Genomic DNA, 20396 nt, shown 5'->3' on the forward strand with positions numbered 1-20396 from the left:
GGTTGTCGGCTGGACCGACGTGCCCGTGGGCCGGCGCCCGAAAACTGTCGGTCATGGGGCCTATCGTTCGAGCCGTGGCCGGAGGGGGCGACTGGGAGGTTGCATGAGCAGGGTTCTCGGTGAGCTCACACGGGCACAGGACGCACTTGCCCGTCCCACACTGCGCCTCCTGGACGGCAAGTGGGCGGCATTCCGAGTCGCGGTGTTCCGTTGTTCGTTTTCCCGCGATCGCCGGTCGGTCCAGACGGACGTGCTCCACACCCAGATCGACACGTATCTGACCGAGCTGCAGCGCGACGGCATCGATGTTCCGCCGAGCATGAACGGACGGGCACTGTGCAACCTATGGGTCAACGACCAGTGGCTGTTCCGGGACAACGCTGCAGATGACAGTCTTGTCTATTCGCTGACCTCGTCGGCGTTGGAAGCGCTCGACCTGGTGCAGAACCTGTCTCGTGACCGCGTGCTCGTGTCGGAGTCGCGGCTGACGACGATTCTGGACACGGTCCGCCGGTGGGCACTGGAAGCATCGCCTGATGCTCAGGCCCGCATCGAGCGGCTGAACAGCCAGATTCGCGAGCTGGAAGCCGAACGTGATCGCCTCGAAACGGGCGGCGACGCGGCTACAGCGTCGGACGAGCGGATGCTCGACGGGTACACGAACCTCATCGATCTGATCGGCCAGCTGCCCTCGGACTTCAAACGGGTCGAGGAATCCGTGCTGGACATGCATCGCAAGATTCTTCGCGACTTCCGCGACGAGGACCGCCCTGTTATCGACGTCCTCGACGAGTATCTCGCGAGGCAGGACGAGCTGGTGAAGGAGACGCCGGAGGGACGAGCGTTCGATGGAGCGTTCGTTCTGCTTCGCGACGACGCGCTCCTGCTGGAGCTGCGGGAGAACGTTCAGGCACTCCTCGCGCACCCGGCGGCGGAAGTCCTCGACACGAGAGACGTCAGCGAGATCCGCGGGGCGGTGACGATCATTCGCCAGGGCATGAAGGACGTGCTCGCCCAGCGCCGGCGGCTCACCGCGACGTTGAAGGAGCACATCGTCAACCGCGACGTGCTCCAGGAGCGCGAGCTCGACCGGGTGTTGCGAGGGATCGAGCGTGAACTGGCGAAGTGGATGGAGACCGCGGGTCCGCGAGCCACGGTTCCGGTCGAACTGCTGCCGCCCGTGGCGAAGGTGGGCCACCTGCGTACCCGGCTCTGGGATCCCGCCTCGGCCGAACCCCCGCCGCCACTGGAACGGGTCGACGACGACGGTCTGGAGCCACCCACGGTCGAGGAGCTGCGAATGCAGGGCGGGCCTTCGCTTGACGAGCTGCGGGCGGCGTTGATCGACGCCTTCACCACCGGCAACAGTGACACGGTGGGACATCTGTTCAATGAACTGCCGAAGCGACTGCGGCGCCCCGTCGAGGTTCTCGGGCTCCTCCACCTCGTGTCGCGTATCGACGCGATGAGTGACGACGACGAAACCGAGGTGTTCGAAGCGATTCGCCCGAACGGCGATCGACGTCACTTCCTGGTACCCAGGATGTCCCTCACCCCTACCGAAGCCGCAGCGCTCGCCGGTCTCACACTCAACGGATCCGCTGGTGAGTGACACCACGGACGGGTCGGCCGAGAACGCCGCTTCGTACTTCCTTCAGGCTGGCGCTGGCGAGGACTTCGACTCGCACGTCGACGACGACACCGAATTCCTCGACGACGACACCGAATTCCTCGGCGACGTCGACGAAGGCTTCGCCGGCGAGGAAAAGCAGGAAGGATCGTCGCTGGCACTGTTCGAAGGAGACGCGGGCGGTCTGTCGCTCGAACAACGCCGCGCCTTGGTCGCACTGCTGAAGCACCGGTTCATCTCGGCGGCACGGAATCCCGCGGAATGGCGCGTCATCCGAGAGGATCCGGTTCCGATCAAGTCCCGGTTGAACGACATGTTCCTCGATCTCCACGTGGATCCGAACCACGAGGTCGCGTTCAAACAGCAGGCGGCCTCCGAAGGTGGCGGGCGGGAGTTTCCGACGCTTCTCCACGACACGGTGTACACCCGTGAGGAGACGATTTCGCTGGTGTTCCTGCGGCACCGATTCCAGAGCGAACGAGCGTCCGGGCACGAAGACGTCACCGTCGAACGAGACGAACTCATCGCGCACATTGCCTCGTTCCGGCCGGCTCACGCGACCAACCGCGCGGGTGACGAGTCGAAAGCCAACAACGCCATCGACAGCCTGATCAGGGCGAAGGTCCTCACTCGCACCAATGACGCGTCCCGTTTACGGATCTCTCCGGTCATCGCGGTCCTGCTGCCGTTGCGAAAACTCCAGGAGCTGTGGGAGTGGCTCATGCAGCTCAACGGCACCGAACCCGGCACCGGGGCAGACGACGCGCTCGCTGTCGACCCTGCCCATGCGGCTCCCGCGAAAACCGAGGGAAAGGCATCCAGTTGACGACTAACCACTCCGAGCGGCAGCTGCTCCGCCTTCCCGGCACCACCGAGGGGGCCACGCAATGGAAGGTCGACACGCTCCAGCTGATCAACTGGGGCGGCTTCCACGGCCACAGCATCGTCAGCTTCGCGCCGACTACCACCCTGCTGTCCGGCGCATCCGGGACAGGTAAGTCGACCTTGCTCGACGCCTACATCGCGGTGATGATGGACTCCAACATCCCCTTCAACGGCGCGTCCAACGACGCGACCGTCGGACGTGCCCGAAGCGCCGACCAGCGTAGCCTCATCTCCTATCTACGCGGCAAGCTGGATACGAGCCGGATCACCGGTGGCGGGTTGGCCGACCAGGTTCTGCGGGGAGAAAGCTCCGCGACATGGGGGGCGCTGGCGGTCACGTTCGTCGACGACAACGAACATCGCTACACCGTCGCCCGCCTCTACCACGTTCCCCGCGCGGCTACCAAGGACAGCGATCTCACCCGGAAGATGTGCATCGTCGAAGGCACGATCGACCTGTCCGAGGTCGAGCCTTTCGCCAAGGACAAGTTCGACAAGCGGACGGTCGAGGGCAGATTTCCGAACCTGAAGATGCACGAGACCTACGGGTCGTTCTCCCAGGCGTTCTTCACGCGGCTGGGTATCGGCGCCCACGGCGACGGCGCCAAGGCACTCCGCCTGCTAGCGCGCATCCAGGCCGGATACCAGGTCCGCACGGTTGACGACCTGTACAAGTCCATGGTCATCGACCTACCGGGTACCTACGCCGCCGCGGACGACGCGGTCGAGCACTTCAAGAATCTCGAAGACGCCTACGACGCGATGGAGACCGAGGGACAGAAGTCCGAGGTTCTCGCCCGGATTCCCGAGCTGCACCGGGACCGGCAGGAAGCACTCGAGAAGGCTCGCCTGATCGACACGTTCGGTATTCATCGAAGCGGGGACACGCCGTTCACTGTGTGGATGCTCGGTACCGAAGACACCCTGCTCGAAACGGCCGAAACCGCCAGGCGCAGCCAGCGGGCCCAAGCCGTCAAGGACAAGGGTGAAGCCGAGAAGCGACATGCCGAGCTGACATCTCGTAAGATCGATGTCGAAGCCGACCTCCGCAAGAACGAGTCACATGCGACGCTCGCCCGTCTCGAAGCGGAGATCAACCGGCTCGGATCCGACTTGAACGCCGCGTCCGCCCAACGCGCCACCTTCGACGAGCTGACGGCCCGGCTCGGCCTCACCATCGACAACGAGGACGACTTCACCGCCACCCAGAAGCAGTCCCGCACGTTCGTCGACGGGTTCGAGGCCGCACTCGAGGTCGTCAATGCGCGACGGCACGCTCTTCAAATCGCCGTCTACGAGCCCAGCAAGGAGAAAGGCGAGCTCGTCGACGAACGCGACTCGCTGGCACACCGCGAAGGACGCATGGATCCGAAGCTGGACAAATCGCGGATGATGATCGCCCACGCGACGGGTATCCCGCCGGAGGACCTGCCGTTCGTCGGCGAGCTCCTCGACGTGCCGGCTGAGCAGAGGAAATGGCGGAAGGCCATCGAAACCACTCTCTTCGGCCTCGCCCGCGTCCTCCTCATCGACGCAGACGAGCTCGATCGAGTCTCTCGTGTGATCGACCCACTCGACCTTCCGCACCGGGTCAACTACGAAGGAGTGCATCTCACTTCGTACGAACCCAGAGATTTCGACCCGGCCTACGTGTCGGGGAAACTGGACTACAAGCCCACGCGCTTCACCGCATGGGTCCAGGACCGCATCTCCGGCGCCGGCGTCGATGCGTTGTGCGTCGACAATGCCGGCGGGCTGGGTGGAGGGGGCCGCCGCGTCACAGTGAATGGCCAAACCCGCAGGGGAAGGTCCGGCGCTCACGGCTCGATCAACGCGCCGTACGTCATCGGGTTCTCGAAGGAGGAGCGCCTGGCAGAGATCGAGACCCGCCTCGACGAACTGGAGAAGGTCCTCGGCGATCTCGACAGACGGCGAGCCGACGTCGACCGCGAGTTCACAGCGCTCCTCGCGGACAAGAGTTCCCACGAACACATCCTCTCCACCAGGTGGCGCAGCATCGATCCCGACGGCGTCCAGCGTGAGATCGACAGCCGAGAACAGCAGAGGAAGCGCATCCTGGCCTCGGACGACGCCCTCCGCACGTTCCAGGCCGAACTCGAAGCCCTCAACACCAGCTTGAAGGACGCCGGAGGCAAGATCTACGCGGCCGAGCAGACCATCGAAAGGCTCGATGCCGACCTTGGCGAGATCATCGACCGGAAGGACCACATCGTCGGGGAACTCCAGCGCATCAACCGCGAGCAGGCCGTCACGCTCACCGACGAGCAGTCAGCCTATCTCGACACCCAGTTCGCACAGGTCGCAACCGTAGGAGACCTCAGTGGGTTCCGAGCTGGGGCCGGCCGTCTCAAGGGGAGGCTCGTCGAACTCGAGCAGGGAGAACTGGGCAAGGCCGACAAGGCGACGCAAGCACTCGAAACCGCGTTTCAACGGTATCTGGACCGGTGGGACGACCCGAACCTGTCAGCCTCGATCGAGAACTACCCGTCATTCCGGCGCATACTGGACAGCATCGTCGCCACCGGCCTCCACGAACGCCGACAGGAATGGGCGAAACGGCTCACGGACTGGTCCGGACAAGATCTCGTACCGCTCGCCGGCGCGTTCGGTCTCGCGATCGACGACATCCGCAACCGGCTCGAACCCGTCAACAAAATTCTCGCACAACTCCCGTTCGGCGCCCACCGTGACCGGCTCAAGATCGATCTGCGCGAGTTGAACCGCGACGACATCAAGAAGTTCAAGAGGGAACTGAACACTCTGTCCCGAGCCGACATCGACGCCTTCACCGACGACCAGGTCCAAAAGTGGTACAGGAAACTACGCCGGTTCATGGGCGCGATCCGGAAGGACACCGCCGGCAAGAACAACCGCGACTACTTCCTCGACGTGCGCAAGCACATCGAGATCACCGCCGTCTCCTACGACAGTCACGGTCGTGAGCGGTCAACCTACGCCGCGCTCGGCGGGAAATCAGGTGGTGAGTCCCAGGAGCTGGTCGCCTTCATCGTGGGCGCCGCACTGCGCTTTCAACTCGGCGACGAAACCGACGCACGACCCGGATTCGCGCCCGTTTTCCTCGACGAAGGATTCGTGAAAGCCGACAGCGAGTTCGCGGGCCGTGCGGTAGACGCGTGGAAGGGCCTCGGTTTCCAGCTCATCATCGGCGCCCCGTACGGCCAGTTCACCGCGCTCGAGCCACACGCCAGCCACTTTCTGTACATGGCGAAGAACAGCCGCGGCTACTCGTCCGTGAAGACCCTTTCCCGAACGGAACGCCGAGCGGACGCACAGGCAGACGTCACCGAGATGCCCGCATGAAAACGCCCGCCGACGTCCTCGGCGACATCCGTCGACGACTCGACCGCACCTGGGCCGGTGACGTCGCCGGCGCCACGACATCGTGGCCACACCGGTTCGCCCTCGGCACGACCACGAAGACCCAGCTCGAAGCCGGCTGGCAAACCATCTACCAGCCGCGAATCCGGCAGTGGCGCGACTGGGCCCGAGGACGTCCGGTACGGCTGCACACCCAGCAGAAGCGGGTATACACCACGACCCAGGACATCCCCACGCACCTCGAAATCGTCGATGTCGGCAGCGCCGCCGCTGTCGTCGGCGATGGCTGGGAGAGACGACTCGCGAAAGCGCGGGCTCACCTGACTCGTGTCACCACCCACTTCCCCGCCGCCGCCGACCCCGCCCTCGTCATCCGCACAGCCAACCGCTACGAGGACACCGACTTCGAGCTCCTGCTCACCGTCGCCGCCTGGTTCCAGGCCCACGACGCCAGTGGCTACACACCACGTCAGGTCCCGATACCCGGTGTCCACTCCAAGTGGCTCAACACCCATCAGCCGCTGATCCTCGCACTCACCGGACGTGACAGCCTCGGCCTCCTGCCCAAACACCCCGCCCGCATCCACTTCAGCTACCTCGACCCCACCTACCAAGCCTCGGGCGCACGTCGCCACGACTCCGCGACCGTCGGCGACAGCGTCACGCCCGCTTACGCCCCGACCGTGGTCATCATCTCCGAGAACAAAGACACCGCGATCCACTTCCCGCCCATCACCGGCGGTATCGCCGTCGAGGGTGGTGGATTCGGTGGCAAGACCGCGGCCGCCTTCCCCTGGCTCACCGCCGCGCCGCACCTCTACTACTGGGGTGACATCGACGCGCATGGCTACGAAATCCTCAACGGCTGGCGCGACGACGGCGTGCCTGTCGCCAGCATCCTCATGGACACCACAACATACGACACCTACGAGCCCTACGGCACCAATACAGACCAACGGGGCCAACGCCTCGAACCGGGAAGCCCCAAGTCCCTGCCACACCTCACGCCGGACGAGCGCGCCGTTTATGAACGCCTCACTGACCCGATGTTTCGCGGTTACCGGCGCATCGAACAGGAACGCATACCGCTGCACACCGCCGCTAGCGTCGTTACTGCTCGCACCGCGTCCTCGAACGGGCACTGATAGCGGCTCACCTTCGGGGCTCCGCGGTGGGTGGATGACCAGCGGGATCCGATGTTCTAGCGCAGGTGTGCCGTCGACGGGGTGCCAGGGATGAGCTGGATGTTCGGTGATCGCTGGAGAAGTCAGGTCGGTTCCACGGCCACCGGAGTCACCGCCAACCGGGCAGCGACCACCGAGGACTGGAGCGGGGTGATGCCCCCGAGAGGGAAGACGGGCACGTACGCGACGACGTCGGTGGCGAGCCGACTGCCGGCGGTGCCGCGGCCGCCTGTCGGCGGTCAGGCGCCGAAGCGGAAGCCGGCCGGGTCGCGTAGCGGGGTGACGCCGGGACGCGTCCACCGGGCCAGATGCTCCGCGGCCTCCGGGTCGGCACCGTTGAGCCCGTGGAACACGAAGACCGCCATCCACCCCAGCCGCTTGTTGCCGTCGATCAGCGGAGGGTTGCGCACGATCGACTCGAGGAGGACGGCGGCCTTCTCGTGCAGGCCGGGATAGGCGTCCTGCCCCATCACCGACACCTGCGGGCGGTGCGCCGCGGAGTCCAGCAGCCCGACGTGCTCCTTAGGTCCTGGCCCGCGCGGAACGCCTTGCCCGCGCCGGTCAGCACCACCGCGCGCACCGCCGCCTCGTGCTTGCTGACACCCTGCGCCTCGGCGAGCATCGCGAGCGCGCTCCTGCTCCTCGGTCAAGCGCAAAGTCATGGCCACGCACCCGACGATACCCAGCTGGTATCAAGATCATCAGGCGCCGAAGTGGACGTGGGCCGCCCACACGGACGGGAGGTTCGGGTACTTCTCCCGCAGCGCGCGGGCCGTCCGGTGCACCGCCGTCGCCGTCGTCCCGGCTCCGGGTGTGAGCAGGTCCCGGTAGATCCACTGCGCCAGCACCGGCGCGACGGCGTCCTCCACCCGCCACAGCGTGCCGACGACCTGGGCGAACCCGGCGATCTGGAACGCGGCCGCCGGGTGGATCGCCTCGTCGGACAGGGTTTCGCTCGTGCGGGCGGTGTCGCAGGCGGACAGGTAGGCGAACCGCGCGTCCGGCAGGCGCAGCCGGGACACGTCGACCACGCGCAGCGGGGCGCGGGCGTGGTCGTGCAGCACCAGGTGGCTGTCCGACGGGTTGTCCGGATCGCTGTACCCGTGGCAGGCGAAGTGCACCCAGCCGGCGGACGGCAGCGCGTCGAGAACGGCGTCGCGGGTGGCGTCCGCGCCGGCCAGCACCGTGGCACCGGGGACGTGGGCGGCGAGGAACTCCGCTTCGGCCCGCGCGCCGGGCAGGTCGGCACCGTCCGGAGTGGACGGCATCGCGACGACGAGCAGCCGCGGCCGCTCGCCACTCCCCCGCCGCCGCGTCCGCGCGTGGGCCAGCGCCCGGACCGTCGGCGTGACCGACGAGATCACCCGGTCCATCACCGCCGGGCCGCCGCCGCGGTGGTGTCCGGCGGCGTGCAGCGGGAGCAGGCTGAGCACGCCGACCGGCGCCCACCAGATCCGCGATCCGGTCACGCCGATCGCGTCCAGCACCGGGCCGGCCACGGTGTCCCACAACCATTCCAGTGTGTCGTGGATCGTGCGCTCGGCGGCCTGCCGCTCACCGGGTTCCGCGGCCAGCGCGGCGCGGAAGGCACGCACCCGCTGCCGCAGCGCGTCTTCGGTCAGGTCCGGCAGCGGCCGGGCGCGGACGCCGTCCGGGGTGAGGATCACCGCGTCGCACCGGTAGCGGCTGACGTTGACGTAGACCACCGGGCCCTCGTGCGCCTGCGCCGTCAGATCGTCCAGCGACGGCGGCCGGAGGAACCGGTCCAGCCCCGGCAGTTCCCGGATGCGCACGGCCAGCGCCTCCAGTTCCGCGGCGAGCGCGAGGCGGTCCCGCGTGGTGTCGGTTTCGAACTCCGCGCCCAGCGCCTCGAACTCCGCCGCCAGCCCGGGCGCCCGCTCGCGCAGCTCGGACAGGTCGCCGCGGCTGTCGAGCGCCTGGGCCGCCAGCACGCAGCGGCCGGACTCCAGCACGGTCACCGCACCCTCGGGGTCGCCCGCGTTCAGCGCGCACGCGGCCGCGTCGGCGGCGAGCCCGGCGAAGCGGCCCAGCCAGTACTGGGCGTCGCCCCGGTCCAGACGGCGGCCGGCGAGCTGGGGCAGCAACCCGACCGCGACCGCGTAGCCCTCGGCCGCCGTCGCGGGCAACCCGCCCTCGGCGGCCAGCTCGCCCCACCGCTCGGCCGCCTCCACCCGCCGGACCGTCGGTGATCCGGCGAAGAGCGCGGCCTCGCGGTAGACGTCGAGCGCCTCGGTGAGCGCGTCGCGGTCGCCGGACCGGCGGAACCGCAGCCGCAGCGCGTCGGCGAGCGTGCTCAGCGTCGTGGTCCGCGAGAACGCCTCGCCCTCCCGGCCCCGGACCGCTTCACGCGCGAGCGCGACGGCCTCGTCGAGGATCGCCGGGTCCGTCTCCCCCGCACCGGGCCGCGCGGACCAGTCGCACAACGCCCCGGCCAGACCGGCCACGTAACCGGCTCGCTCCGGGCTGCCCTCGGCGGCCGCGGCCACCGACGCGCGCCGCGCGGCGATCGCCTCGCGCAGGGCGTTCTGGTCGCCGAACCGGGCGTAGGCGGTGCCCAGGGCGCCGCCCAGGTTCGCCAGGCGCAGCGCGCGGTCGGGGTGGCCGGCCGGGGTCGCGTCGGCGGCGGCGCGGTGCACGCGGATGGCCTCGTCGAGGGCTGCCGCCCGGCCCGTCCGCTCGAACCAGTCCGACAGCATGGTGGCGAGGTTGCCGAGATGGCGGGCGTGCCCGGCGACGCGGCCGGCGCCGAGGCGGACGGATTCCCGCGCGGCGTCGAGCGCGTCGGTCAGCATCCGCAGCTCGCCGGTGACGCGGAACCGGCGGTGCAGCGTCGCGGCGAGGTTGGCCAGCATCACCGGGTGGTCCGGGTGCCCGGCGGTCGTGGCGGCGGCCGCGCGGGCCGCGTCGATCGCCTCGGTGAGCAGGGCGAGCTCGCCGGTGGCGAGGAACAGCGTGTTCAGCGTGACGGCGAGGTTGCCCAGGTACCGGGGCCGCCGCGGGTCCCCGGACGGCGCGCACCGGACCGCTTCCCGTTGCAGCTCCACCGATTCGGTGAGCGCGGCGCGGTCGCCGAACGCCTCGCCGCGCTGCGCCAGCGCCGCCGCGAGGTGGTCCAGCCGCTCGGCCCGGTGCGGGTGCCCGGCGGGCGTGGCGGCGATCGCCGCGCGGCCGTGCCGGACGGCCCGCTCCAGCAGTTCCGGGTTCCGGGTCCGGCCGAACTCGGCGGCGAGCAGGCCGGACATTTCGGCCTCCACCCCGGCGCGGTCGGCCACGTGCCCGGCGCGCTCGGGGCGTTCGCCGGTGAGCGCGGTCCACTCGCGCTGGGTGAACAGCAGGTTCGTGGAGAACCGCGAATACCTCGGGTCGCCGGGCGGGGTGATCGCGACCAGGGTGGTGCGGGCTTCGACCAGCTCGGCCAGGTCGTCGCGGGTGCCGGTGAGCCGGTGGCGGTCGTCGAGCAGGACACACAGGTGCGCCAGCCGGTCCAGGTGGTCGGCCGAGCCGGCCGGGGTGAGCTCGACGGCGCGGCGCGCCGCGTCGACGGCCTCCGGCAGCACCGCGGGGTCACCGGTGTGGGAGAACCAGCGGCGGAGCAGAACCGCGAGGAAGTGCAGGCTGCGGCCGGTGATCTCGGCGTCCGGTGCGTGGCGCGCCGCGTCCCGCGCCTGCTCGATGCCTTCCCGCAACGCGTCCTCGTCGCCGGTCACGGTGAACACCGTCAGCAGCGCGACGACGAGGTTGTCCTGGTAGTCGGCCTTGTCCTCGGGCGCCGCGCCCTCGACGGCCTGCCGGCTCCACCACACCGCGTCGTCCAGGGTGGCCGGGTCGCGGTTGTGCTGGAACGCGGTGTGCAGCACCATGCCGAGGTTGTTGGCGTGGGCGGCTTCCTCGGCCGGGCGGTCCGCGGTGAGCAGGACCGCCTCCAGCAGGCCGTCGACGGCTTCCCGCAGGTAGCTCAGGTCGCCGGTCTGGTGGAACCGGGTCTGCAGCAGGCCGCCCAGGTTCCGCAGGTAGGTGGTGCGCTCGTCGCCGCCCGCGGCCGCGAGCGCCTGGCGTCCGTACTCGATGGCCGTCTGGACCGAGGCCGGGTCCGGGCTGTGCCGGGCCACCCGGTAGGCGTCCCAGAACCGCTCGCCCCAGTCGGTCACGGGTCAGTCCTCGGCCGCCTGGGAGGTGCCGGCGGACCCGGCAGGCGGGTCCTCGGGTTCGGTGACCTCGCGCTTGGGCGTGTAGCCGCGCGACACGCTCGTGCGCACGATCTCCTCCTCTTCGGGGGTGAGTTCGCGGTCCATCACTTCTCCTTCCCCTGGTCCGGTTCGACGAACTCCAGCACGTCGAAGTCCTCCGCCCGCAGCCGCAGGCCCGCCGTGCCGTGAACGCGCGCGCCGAAGCTGCCGTCCGGGCCCATCACGCGCGCCGATTCGAGGTACAGCTCGGGCGGGTGCGGGTAGGAGGAGGCGTAGGAGCGGTGGCCGTACCAGCCGCCCGCCCAGTTGCCGTCCTTGAGGCGGACGCGGACGAAGCACGGTTCGCGGTCGCGGAAGGCGTGGTCCCAGGCGGTGGGGGTGCGCAGGTACCGCGAGCCGCGGCGGCGGCGCTCCACCAGCGACACCGCGCCGGCCGCGAGCGCCGGGACGACGAGGAACAGCAGCACCGCCACCGCGCCGACCAGACGGGGCTGCTCGGTGAACCCGGTCCAGTCGCCGGGCCCGGTGCCCCGGGCGAGCCGGACGAGCGCGGGCCCGGCGACGATCGCGTAGGCGGCGTCGAGGGCGATGGAGGCGACGATCGCGCGCAGCACCCGCTCGCCGAGGTCGCGCTCCCCCGGCACCGGCCCGCGCCGCCGTTCGCGCACGAACTGGTAGGTGATGCCGGGCAGCACGAGGAGGACGAGCAGCGCGAGCTGCACGACCGTCGACGGTGCCTGCATCGCCTCATCCCCTCCCGGACGCCCTCGGCGTGATCACGCTAGCGCCAAGCCGCCCCGGGTTGTGCCGGACCGCCCGGTTTCGCCCGAACGTCGGCCGCGTACCCGGCTCGTTCACCGCCGGGATCTCGGCTACGTTCGGATGATGTTCGACTCGCCCGACTTCGATCTGGCGCCCTACGCGGGGTTCGGCACGTCGGCGCCGGTGCGGCGCACCTACTGCAGCTGGGCCGACGCGGGCTGGCGGTCGCTGCTCGTGCAGTGCTTCGACCACGCGCCGGCGGTCGAGCAGCTCCGGCTGCCCGGCGTGTCCGACGTCCACCTGATCCTCTACGTGGCCGGGGACGTGGACATGCGGACGCGCGCGGACGGGAAACCGGTCCGAGGCCGCCGGGTGCCCGGCGACCTCGAACTCGTCGTGCCCGGCCGTGCCAGCGTGCGCGACTACCGCGCGCACTCCGCGATGCGCACGATCCAGGTGCACATCCCGTCGGCGACCCTGGCCCGGACCGCGGCCCAGCTGGACGGCCCGGCGCCGGACTTCGCAGCGCTGTCCGCCGCGCTGGCCGCGGGCGATCCGCTCGTCGGGCAGCTCCTCCGCGCGCTGCCCGCCGCCCGCGACACGGACGATCTGTACGCCGAATCGGCTGCCGCGTTCCTCGCCACGCACCTGGTGACGCGCGGCCGGCACGCGCCGCCGCCGGGGCCGGAGCACGCCGCCGTCCGCGCGGCCATCGCCGTCATGCGGGACCGGCTGGCCGAGCCGCTGACGCTGGCCGACATCGCCGCCGAGGTGCACCTGAGCGTGTACCACCTGATCCGCGTCTTCCGGGCGGCGACCGGCGAGACACCCCACCGGTACCTCACCCGGCTGCGGATCGAGCAGGCCCAGCGGCTGCTGTCCGGAACCACCCTCACCCTCGCCGGCATCGCCGCGCGGTGCGGCTTCGCCAGTCCCGGCGCGCTGTCAGCGGCGTTCCTGAACCAGGTCGGCGTGCGGCCCTCGGCCTACCGCGAGAACTGATCGCAGCGCCTCCCGCAGGGCGGTGAGGGCGGGTGCGGGCTGGTCCCAGAACACCATGTGCCCGGCGTCCGGGATCGCGACCAGTTCGGCGGCCGGGTTGGCGCGGCCGGCTTCGGCCGCGCCGGCGGCGGTGACGACCGGGCTGTCCCCGCCGTACAGCAGAACGGCCGGGGCGGGCACGTGGGGCCAGTGGTCGAAGAAGTCCTCCGACTCGAAACCGGCGTGGGTGGCGGCGATCGCGGTGCGGGAGCACGACGACAGCCACCGGGCACGCAGCTCCTGTTCGCGGCGCGGCCACCGGGGCCAGGACCGCGCCACCTCGTCGGCGTCGGTGCCGCGGCGGGCCTGGTCGAGCTGGCCGAGGAACGCCTCCAGCGTGGTGGGATAGGGGCCGCGGCCGGGGCCGCTCATCGGTGGGTCGGCCAGGATCGTGCCGCGCACCTCGCAGCGGGCGGTGGCCGCGGCCGCGATGCGCGCTCCCATCGAATGTCCGAAGAGGACCGGCCGGTCCAGCCCCAACCCGGAGGCGACGGCAGCGACATCAGTGGCGTAGGTGGCCAGGTCGTAGCCCTCCGGCCCGGTATCGGCACTGTCGGACAGCCCGCGGCCGCGGACGTCGAGCACGATCGGGCGCACCAGGCCGGTGAGTTCGCGCGCCACGAAGTCCATCGTGATCGCGGGGCTGGTGATGCCGGGCAGCACGAGCAGCGGGATGCCGTCCGCCGGCCCGTAGTCGAGCAGGTGCAGCCGCACCGCCCCGGACCGGACCCAGCGGCTGGTCGCCGGGACCTCGGCGAGGTCGGCGAGCGCGGGCTGGCTCAGCGTGCGCGCGGACGGGGACTCGGGAACCATGTCAGGACACCTTTCTGCCGGCTCGGTCCGGCGCGTCGAGGTAGGCCGCGGCGTCGGCGAGTGCGACCACGTCGGCGTACTTGGCCTGCAGGTCGAACAGCGCCGCGTCGTGCGGCCCGCGGGCCCGGTCGCCGCAGGCTTCGCGCACGACGAGGGTGTCGAAGCCGGACTGGACGGCGTCCACGGCGGTCGCCCGGACGCACCCGGAGGTGGTGGCTCCGCAGACGAGCGCGGTGTCCGCGCCCAGCCCGGTCAGCAGCGCCGCCAGCCCGGTTCCGTGGAACGCCGAAGCGCCCTTCTTCAGCACGAGGTGGTCGCTGTCGCGGCAGTCCAGCCGGGGGTCGAGCGCAACGGCGTCACTTCCTTCGCGCAGGCCGCGCATGCCGGGCGCCTTCCGGAGCCAGGCCACGGCGTCCCCCTCGGCCTCGGCCGGGGTGTAGCTGATCGCGGTGTAGATCACCGGGACGTCACCGCGTCGGGCCGCGCTCACGAGCGTGGCGGCCGCGGTCACTTCGGCGGTGAGGTCGGCTCCGGACGGGAAACCGGGTTCGGTGAAGCCGCGGGTCAGGTCGACCACGATCAGGGCCGGGCTCTGTCCACGGGGGACGGTGGCGCCGAACCCGGCCCGGTCGTAGACAGCGTCGGTCTCGGCGCCGTGCAGGCCGCGGTGGTCATCGACGGGCACGCTGCAACTCCTTGATCAGTTTGTCCTGGGTGCGGATCCGGCCCAGCAGCCAGCCCTGGAACAGCCCGAGCGCGGCGGCGGCCGCGACGGCGGCGTACCGCTTGGCGCCCGGGGGCAGCAGCATGGCCAGCCCGTCGAGCGACTCGCCGCCGTCCGCCGGTACCGGCGCCGCCGGAGCGGCGGCCCGGGGCTCCTCCCCCGCGCCCGGCTGGGCGCTCAGCTGGGCGGCGAGGTTGCGGGCGAACTGGTCGAGCAACCGGGCCGACACGGCACTGATGGCGCCCTTGCCGAACTGGGCGAGCTTGCCGCGGAGGGACAGGTCGGTGCGCAGGTCGATGGTGGCGCCGCCGGGGGCCTCCCGGACGATCAGCGTGACGTCGGCTTCGGCGTCGCCGTTGCCGTGGGTGTCCGCTCCCCGCGCCGACAGGCGCAGCCGCCGCCCGGTGGTGTCGACCTCGGTGAAGCGCACCTTGCCGGAGTAGGCCGCGGTGATGGGGCCGACCTTGACCTTGACCCGGCCCAGGTACGCGTCGCTCTCCTGCCCGTCCAGGGTCGCGCCCGGCAGGCAGCCCGCGACCCGCTCGACGTCGTTGATCAACGCGAACACCGCGCCGGGATCGGCCGGGACGGACAGCTGGTTTTCCAGGATCACGAGGTCACTTCCTTCTCGGTGTCACGACGGCGGGCCGCGGTCGCCGCGACGGCGTCCACGATCGTCTGGTAACCGGTGCAGCGGCACAGGTTCGCCGAGACCGCTTCGCGGATCTCCGCGCGGTCCGCGTCCGGTTGCTGGGCCAGGAATCCCTCGGCGAGCATCAGGAATCCCGGCGTGCAGAAGCCGCACTGCAGCCCGTGGTGCTCGCGGAAGGCCTGTTGCAGGTCGGACAGCTCACCGTCCCGGCTCAGCGATTCGACGGTGCGGATGTCGGCCGACTCGGCCTGGACGGCGAACACCAGGCAGGCCCGCACCGGTTCGCCGTCCACCAGGACGGTGCAGGCTCCGCACACGCCGTGCTCGCACCCCGCGTGCGCGCCGGTGAGGCCGAGGTCGTGGCGCAGGACGTCGAGCAGGGTCTTGCGGGGCTCGACGACGGCCTCGTGCTCGCTGCCGTTGACGGTCAGGACGATCAGGTGCCGGTCGGTCATGAGGCGGTACTCGTTTCTCGCTCCGGGGCCGCGTCGAGCGCGGCGAGCACGGTCTGCGGGTGCACCGGTGTCGTGTCGAGTTCGACACCGGTGTGGCGCAACGCGTCGTTGATCGCGTTCAGCACCGCGGCCGGCGCGCCGATGGTGCCGCCTTCGCCGGCGCCCTTCGCGCCGTTCTCGGTGAACGCGCAGGGCGTTTCCAGGTGGGACACGGTGATGTCGGGGATCTCGGTGGCGGTCGGCACGAGGTAGTCGATGAAGCTGGCGGCCGACGGTTCACCGTTGCCGGCGTAGGTGACCTCCTCGAACAACGCGCCGGCGATGCCCTGGGCGATCCCGCCGCGGCACTGCCCGTCGACGACCTGCGGGTGGATCACCACCCCGCAGTCCTCCACGCACACGTAGCGCAGGATCGTGATGGCGCCGGTGCCCGGGTCGGCCTCCACGACCACGGCGTGCGTGGCGTTGGAGAAGGTGCCGTCGCCGGGCACGTCGAAGCTCGCCGTGGCCGTCAGCGTCGGTTCGACGTCCTTGGGCAGCAGGTGGCTGCGCAGGTAGGCGACGTCGGCGATCTCCTCGAACGACGCGCGCCGGCCCGGGTCGTCGATCTGGACGACGCCGCCCGCACCGTCGAGGCGGACGTTGTCCGGACTGGTCTCCAGCAGGTGCGCCGCGATCCGGCACAGCAGCTCACCGAGCCGCGTGGCCGCCAGCGCCACGGCCGAGCCGCCGATGGTCACCGACCGCGAGGCGAAGGTTCCCCACCCGTAGGCGATGCGCTCGGTGTCGCCCTGGCGCAGCTTCACCTGGTCGAGGTGCACCCCCAGCCGGTCGGCGACGATCTGCGCGAGCGTCGTCTCGTGGGACTGGCCGTGGTTCATGGTGCCGCTGGTGACGACGACCGAGCCGGTGGTGTCCATCCGGATCTCGGAGATGTCGAACCCGGGCACCACGGTCATCTTCCGTTTGGCGAAGGCGCCCGACCCGTACCCGGTGCGCTCGGAGAAACAGCAGAAGCCGATGCCGAGGTGCCTGCCCTCGGCGGCCGCGGTCTCCCGGAGCTCGTACCACCCCTCGTCGCGCAGCGTGGCCTCGGCCAGGTCCAGCGACTCCCGGTAGGTGCCGGGGTCGTAGGTGACGGCGTTGACCCCGGTGTAGGGGAACTGGGTGATCAGGTTCCGCCGCCGGATCTCCAGCGGATCGAGGCCGAGTTCGCGCGCGGCGCGCTCCATCACCCGCTCGATCGCCATCACGTACTGGGGCCGGCTGACGCCCCGGTAGGGCGCGGTGGGCGCCTTGTTGCTGGTGATGGCGCGGGCCCGGACCCGGTAGGCGGGCACCCGGTACACGCTGGGCATCTCCGCCGAGGCCATCAGCGGCTCGATCCCGGCGGTGAACGGGTAGCAGGAGTAGGCGCCCATGTCGCACACGATGTCGGCGTCCAGGGCGGTGATCCGCCCGCCGGCGTCGAACGCCGCCCGGGTGCGGTAGCGCTGCTCCCGGGCCAGGAACCCGGCCGTCAGGGCCTCGCGCCGGTCCTCGATCCACTTCACCGGCCGGTTCAGGCGCCTCGCCGCGGCCGCCACCGCGATCTCCTCGCGCCCGACCACGCACTTCTGGCCGAACCCGCCGCCCATGTCCGGGACGGTGACCCGCACGGTCCGCTCGGGCACGCGCAACGAGCGGGCGAGCGCGGTGCGCACCTGGTGCGGGACCTGGGTGCACATCTGCACCAGCAGCTGGTCGTCGTGGTCGTCCCAGGACGCGATCACGCCGCGGGTTTCCAGCGGGAGGGCGTTCTGCCGTCCGCTGCGGGTGACGACCTCGACCACGCACGCGGCGGCCGCGAACGCCTCGTCCACCCCGGGGGTGTCGAACATGGACACGTCCAGCAGCACGTTGCCGGGTGCTTCCTCGTGCACCAGTGGCGCGCCCTCGGCGAGCGCGGTCTCCTCCGACACGATCGCCCCGAGGGGCTCGTAGTCCACGACGGCCAGTTCGGCGCCGTCCTCGGCGAGGTAGGGGTCCCGCGCGACGACCAGCGCGACCGGTTCGCCGGTGAACCGCACCTTGTCCCGGGCCAGGATCGGCATCGCGGTCGGCGCGAACTCCTCGGGCGGGCGGTCCAGCAACGCGACGATGTCGCCCAGATCGAGGTCGGCCGCCGTCCAGGCGGCGACGACCCCGTCGACCGCCAGGGTGGCCGACAGGTCGATCCCGGTGATCCGGGCGTGCGCGACCGTGGCGCGGACGAAACACGCGTGCAGCGTGCCGGGCGGCTGGATGTCGTCGACGAAGCGTCCCCGGCCGGTGAGCAGCCGCGGGTCCTCCCGCCGGGGCACCGACGCGCCGACCCACCGGCCGCCTCGCCCGTCGAACCGCGGAGCACCGTCGCTCATCGCGTCACTCCTTTCTCCCACGCCTGGTGCAGGGCCTGGACGACGAGCGTCCGGGTGAGCCGGCGGCGGTAGGCGCTGCTGCCGGCGGCGTCGCCGGGCGGGTCGACCGCGGCGGCCGCGGCGTCGGCGCACGCGGCGAACAGGTCCCGCCCGGGGTCACCGGCGGCGAGGACGGCCTCGGCTTCCGGGACCCGGACGGGCGCCGGCGCGACGCCGCCGACCACCACCCGGCCCCCGTCCTCGTGGAGGCTGACCGCGACGTCGACGATCGCGAAGTCGCCGTGGCGGCGGGCGAACTCGGTCAGCGCGGCCCGCGGCGACGGCCGGGTGAACCGCACCGCCGTCACCACCTCGTCCGGTTCCACGGCGGTGGTGTAGAACCCGTGGAACATCTCCGCGGCCGGGATCTCCCGCCGCCCGCCGGAGCCGTCGGCGACGATCACGGCGTCGAGCAGGAGCGCGAGCAGGCACCACTCGGCGGTGGCGTCGCCGTGCACGATGCTGCCGGCCACCGTGCCGCGGGAGCGGATCGGCAGGTGCCCCACCCACCGCATGGCACGCGAGAGTACGTCGAAGTCCGGCCCCAGCTTCGCCACCTCGACCGCCCGGTGGGTGACCAGCGCCCCGATCTCCAGCCCCGCGCCCGCGCGCCGCAGGCCGGTCAGGGCCGGATCCCGGCGCAGCGGCCCCAGGTCGACCAGGGCCGTCGGCCGGGCGAGCCGGAAGTTCATCATCGGGACCAGGCTCTGCCCGCCGGCGATCAGCTTCGGCTCCTCGCCCGCCGCGGCGAGCTCGCCGAGCAGGCCGATGGCGTCGGGCACGTCGTGGGCCCGGTGGTAGGCGAACGCGGCGGGCTTCACGGTGTCGACCTCCTGTCGTTCACGGCACCTGCGTGGTTTTCGCGGGCGCCTCGGGCTTGGCCGGGACGGCGATCCGGTCGAGCTCGCGGCCGCGGGTCTCCGGCGCCCCCAGCATCATGAACACCACCGCGGCCACCACGAGACCGCCCAGCACGGTGAACGTCAGCGGCAGTCCGAGCACCGGCCACAGGAGACTGCCGAACACCAGCGGCGCGAAGCCGGTCACGGCCCGGCTCGACGACGACGCCCAGCCGAAACCGGACGCCCGCAGCTCCGTCGGATACAGCTCGGACACGTAGGCGTACATCACCGGGATGACCACCAGCGCCAGCATGCCGAACGCGCCGATCGCGATCACGGCGCCGGTGGGTGAGCCCAGCAGCAGCGAGAACACCACGAGCGAAAGCGCCGCGAGCGGCCCGGCGACCGCGACGATCCGCTTGCGGCCGACCTTCTCCACGAGCAGCACCGCCACCGCGACGCCCACGATGCCCAGCGCGTTCATCAGCGCGGTCGAGGCGAAGGCCGCGATCTCCCCGAACCCCTGGGCGCGCAGGATCGACGGCATCCAGCTCAGGGCGGCGTAGTACACCAGCATGACGCTGATGAACAGCGACCACGCGACGGCCGTGATCCGCGGGCTGAACGCCCACACCCGGCGCAGCTGGTCGAACGCGGCCGTGAGCGCGCCGCCGCGAGTGTCCTCCACGACCGCCGGCGGGATCGTGTACGGCTCGGCGGGCGCGCCCGTGCGGCGGACGAGGTCGTCGATGACCGCGCGGGCCTCCGCTTCCCGGCCCTTGCGCACCAGGTACAGCGGGGATTCCGGAACCCCGCGCCGGACCCAGAACAGCAGCAGCGCGGGCAGGATCATCAGCACCAGCATCCAGCGCCAGTTCCCGGACACCGGGACCAGCAGGGTCGCCGTGACGGCGGCCAGGGTGGTGCCCACCGGCCACCAGCCGTCCATCGCCGAGAGCACCCGGCCGCGGTGGCGCCGCGGGGAGAACTCGCTGACGATCGCGTAGTCCACCGGGATGCACCCGCCGAGCCCCACCCCGGCCAGGAACCGCAGAGCCAGGAAGACCTCCACGTTCGGCGAGAGCGCCCCGAGCACGGAGAACAGGGCGAACACCAGCAGCGTGATGCTGAACGCCCGTTTCCGGCCGATGCGGTCGGCCACGGTGCCCCACACGACGGCCCCCACCGCCATGCCGATCAGGTTGGCGGTCGCCACCAGGCCCTTCTGGCCCGGTGACAACCCGAACTCGGTCCCGACCAGCGGCGTGAGGAACCCGTTCAGGGCGACGTCCCACGCGTCGAACATGTAGCCCAGACCACCGATGAGGAAGATCTTCCCCTGCACGCTCCAGCGCCAGGGCAGGTCCTGGACGATCTGATCTCCGGTACGCATGAATCGCTC

At 71.0% G+C, this 20396-nt stretch carries 15 protein-coding genes and 1 pseudogene; 5 read left to right on the forward strand and 11 right to left on the reverse strand.

Annotated features, from left to right (window positions below):
• Positions 1 to 103: 103 nt before the first annotated feature.
• From L1857_RS21365 to L1857_RS21380, 4 genes are read left to right on the forward strand one after another with little or no spacing between them, the layout of a single operon-like run.
• On the forward strand, positions 104 to 1612 hold the full coding sequence (locus tag L1857_RS21365) for a DUF3375 domain-containing protein (protein ID WP_116109679.1): 1509 nt from the start codon (positions 104 to 106) through the stop codon (positions 1610 to 1612).
• Entirely contained in the window at positions 1605 to 2456 is an 852-nt protein-coding gene (locus L1857_RS21370; RefSeq protein WP_116109680.1) for a DUF4194 domain-containing protein, read from the forward strand. The genes L1857_RS21365 and L1857_RS21370 overlap by 8 nt, the downstream gene beginning before the upstream one ends.
• A complete protein-coding gene (locus L1857_RS21375) occupies positions 2453 to 5857 on the forward strand; it encodes an ATP-binding protein (protein WP_162830966.1) in 3405 nt (1134 codons plus the stop codon). Before L1857_RS21370 ends, L1857_RS21375 begins: the two co-directional genes overlap by 4 nt.
• A complete protein-coding gene (locus tag L1857_RS21380) occupies positions 5854 to 7020 on the forward strand; it encodes a Wadjet anti-phage system protein JetD domain-containing protein (RefSeq protein ID WP_116109682.1) in 1167 nt (388 codons plus the stop codon). The genes L1857_RS21375 and L1857_RS21380 overlap by 4 nt, the downstream gene beginning before the upstream one ends.
• Positions 7021 to 7298: 278 nt before the next feature.
• On the opposite strand, the pseudogene L1857_RS21390 reads toward L1857_RS21380, so the two are convergent.
• The 4 genes and pseudogenes from L1857_RS21390 to L1857_RS21405 all read right to left on the reverse strand — a co-directional run.
• Positions 7299 to 7574: pseudogene (locus tag L1857_RS21390) on the reverse strand (type II toxin-antitoxin system death-on-curing family toxin); the annotation flags it as partial.
• Between the two features lie 186 nt (positions 7575 to 7760).
• On the reverse strand, positions 7761 to 11228 hold the full coding sequence (locus L1857_RS21395) for a CHAT domain-containing protein (RefSeq protein WP_116109683.1): 3468 nt from the start codon (positions 11226 to 11228) through the stop codon (positions 7761 to 7763).
• A 3-nt stretch (positions 11229 to 11231) separates the two neighbouring features.
• Entirely contained in the window at positions 11232 to 11372 is a 141-nt protein-coding gene (locus L1857_RS21400) for a hypothetical protein (protein WP_167481433.1), read from the reverse strand.
• Positions 11372 to 12010 carry a DUF6338 family protein gene (locus L1857_RS21405; protein ID WP_116109684.1) on the reverse strand — a complete coding sequence of 213 codons (639 nt, stop codon included), beginning with the start codon at positions 12008 to 12010 and terminating at the stop codon, positions 11372 to 11374. Before L1857_RS21405 ends, L1857_RS21400 begins: the two co-directional genes overlap by 1 nt.
• Before the next feature lie 142 nt (positions 12011 to 12152).
• Between L1857_RS21405 and L1857_RS21410 the strand changes: the two genes are divergently transcribed.
• Positions 12153 to 13031, forward strand: coding sequence for an AraC family transcriptional regulator (locus L1857_RS21410; RefSeq protein ID WP_346731877.1), 879 nt, complete (start codon positions 12153 to 12155; stop codon positions 13029 to 13031).
• Here L1857_RS21410 and L1857_RS21415 read toward each other — a convergent pair.
• Genes L1857_RS21415 through L1857_RS21445 form a run of 7 tightly spaced genes read right to left on the reverse strand, consistent with a single transcriptional unit; the run spans position 12975 to position 20387 of the window.
• Complete coding sequence (locus L1857_RS21415) at positions 12975 to 13883, reverse strand: alpha/beta fold hydrolase (RefSeq protein ID WP_116109685.1); 909 nt, start codon at positions 13881 to 13883, stop codon at positions 12975 to 12977. The two genes, L1857_RS21410 and L1857_RS21415, sit on opposite strands and share 57 nt — an antisense overlap.
• A 1-nt stretch (position 13884) precedes the next feature.
• Entirely contained in the window at positions 13885 to 14568 is a 684-nt protein-coding gene (locus L1857_RS21420) for an isochorismatase family protein (RefSeq protein ID WP_116109686.1), read from the reverse strand.
• Positions 14555 to 15220 carry an SRPBCC family protein gene (locus L1857_RS21425; RefSeq protein WP_249466079.1) on the reverse strand — a complete coding sequence of 222 codons (666 nt, stop codon included), beginning with the start codon at positions 15218 to 15220 and terminating at the stop codon, positions 14555 to 14557. The genes L1857_RS21420 and L1857_RS21425 overlap by 14 nt, the downstream gene beginning before the upstream one ends.
• A complete protein-coding gene (locus L1857_RS21430) occupies positions 15217 to 15714 on the reverse strand; it encodes a (2Fe-2S)-binding protein (protein ID WP_116109688.1) in 498 nt (165 codons plus the stop codon). The genes L1857_RS21425 and L1857_RS21430 overlap by 4 nt, the downstream gene beginning before the upstream one ends.
• The gene (locus L1857_RS21435; RefSeq protein ID WP_116109689.1) at positions 15711 to 18113 is read right to left on the reverse strand and encodes a xanthine dehydrogenase family protein molybdopterin-binding subunit; all 2403 of its coding nucleotides are present in this window, start codon (positions 18111 to 18113) and stop codon (positions 15711 to 15713) included. Before L1857_RS21435 ends, L1857_RS21430 begins: the two co-directional genes overlap by 4 nt.
• A complete protein-coding gene (locus L1857_RS21440; RefSeq protein ID WP_094002721.1) occupies positions 18110 to 18973 on the reverse strand; it encodes an FAD binding domain-containing protein in 864 nt (287 codons plus the stop codon). Before L1857_RS21440 ends, L1857_RS21435 begins: the two co-directional genes overlap by 4 nt.
• A 19-nt stretch (positions 18974 to 18992) precedes the next feature.
• Entirely contained in the window at positions 18993 to 20387 is a 1395-nt protein-coding gene (locus tag L1857_RS21445) for an MFS transporter (protein ID WP_094002720.1), read from the reverse strand.
• Between the last annotated feature and the right edge of the window lie 9 nt (positions 20388 to 20396).

The organism is Amycolatopsis thermalba, assembly GCF_023376025.1.
GTDB lineage: Bacteria > Actinomycetota > Actinomycetes > Mycobacteriales > Pseudonocardiaceae > Amycolatopsis_E > Amycolatopsis_E thermalba.

Bases quoted from the DNA above. Each gene is read 5' to 3' on its own strand.
- L1857_RS21415 (WP_116109685.1), bottom strand. From the start codon at position 13,883: ATGGTTCCCGAGTCCCCGTCCGCGCGCACGCTGAGCCAGCCCGCGCTC.
- L1857_RS21405 (WP_116109684.1), bottom strand. From the start codon at position 12,010: ATGCAGGCACCGTCGACGGTCGTGCAGCTCGCGCTGCTCGTCCTCCTC.
- L1857_RS21430 (WP_116109688.1), bottom strand. From the start codon at position 15,714: ATGACCGACCGGCACCTGATCGTCCTGACCGTCAACGGCAGCGAGCAC.
- L1857_RS21435 (WP_116109689.1), bottom strand. From the start codon at position 18,113: ATGAGCGACGGTGCTCCGCGGTTCGACGGGCGAGGCGGCCGGTGGGTC.
- L1857_RS21410 (WP_346731877.1), top strand. From the start codon at position 12,153: ATGTTCGACTCGCCCGACTTCGATCTGGCGCCCTACGCGGGGTTCGGC.
- L1857_RS21400 (WP_167481433.1), bottom strand. From the start codon at position 11,372: ATGGACCGCGAACTCACCCCCGAAGAGGAGGAGATCGTGCGCACGAGC.
- L1857_RS21380 (WP_116109682.1), top strand. From the start codon at position 5,854: ATGAAAACGCCCGCCGACGTCCTCGGCGACATCCGTCGACGACTCGAC.
- L1857_RS21445 (WP_094002720.1), bottom strand. From the start codon at position 20,387: ATGCGTACCGGAGATCAGATCGTCCAGGACCTGCCCTGGCGCTGGAGC.
- L1857_RS21365 (WP_116109679.1), top strand. From the start codon at position 104: ATGAGCAGGGTTCTCGGTGAGCTCACACGGGCACAGGACGCACTTGCC.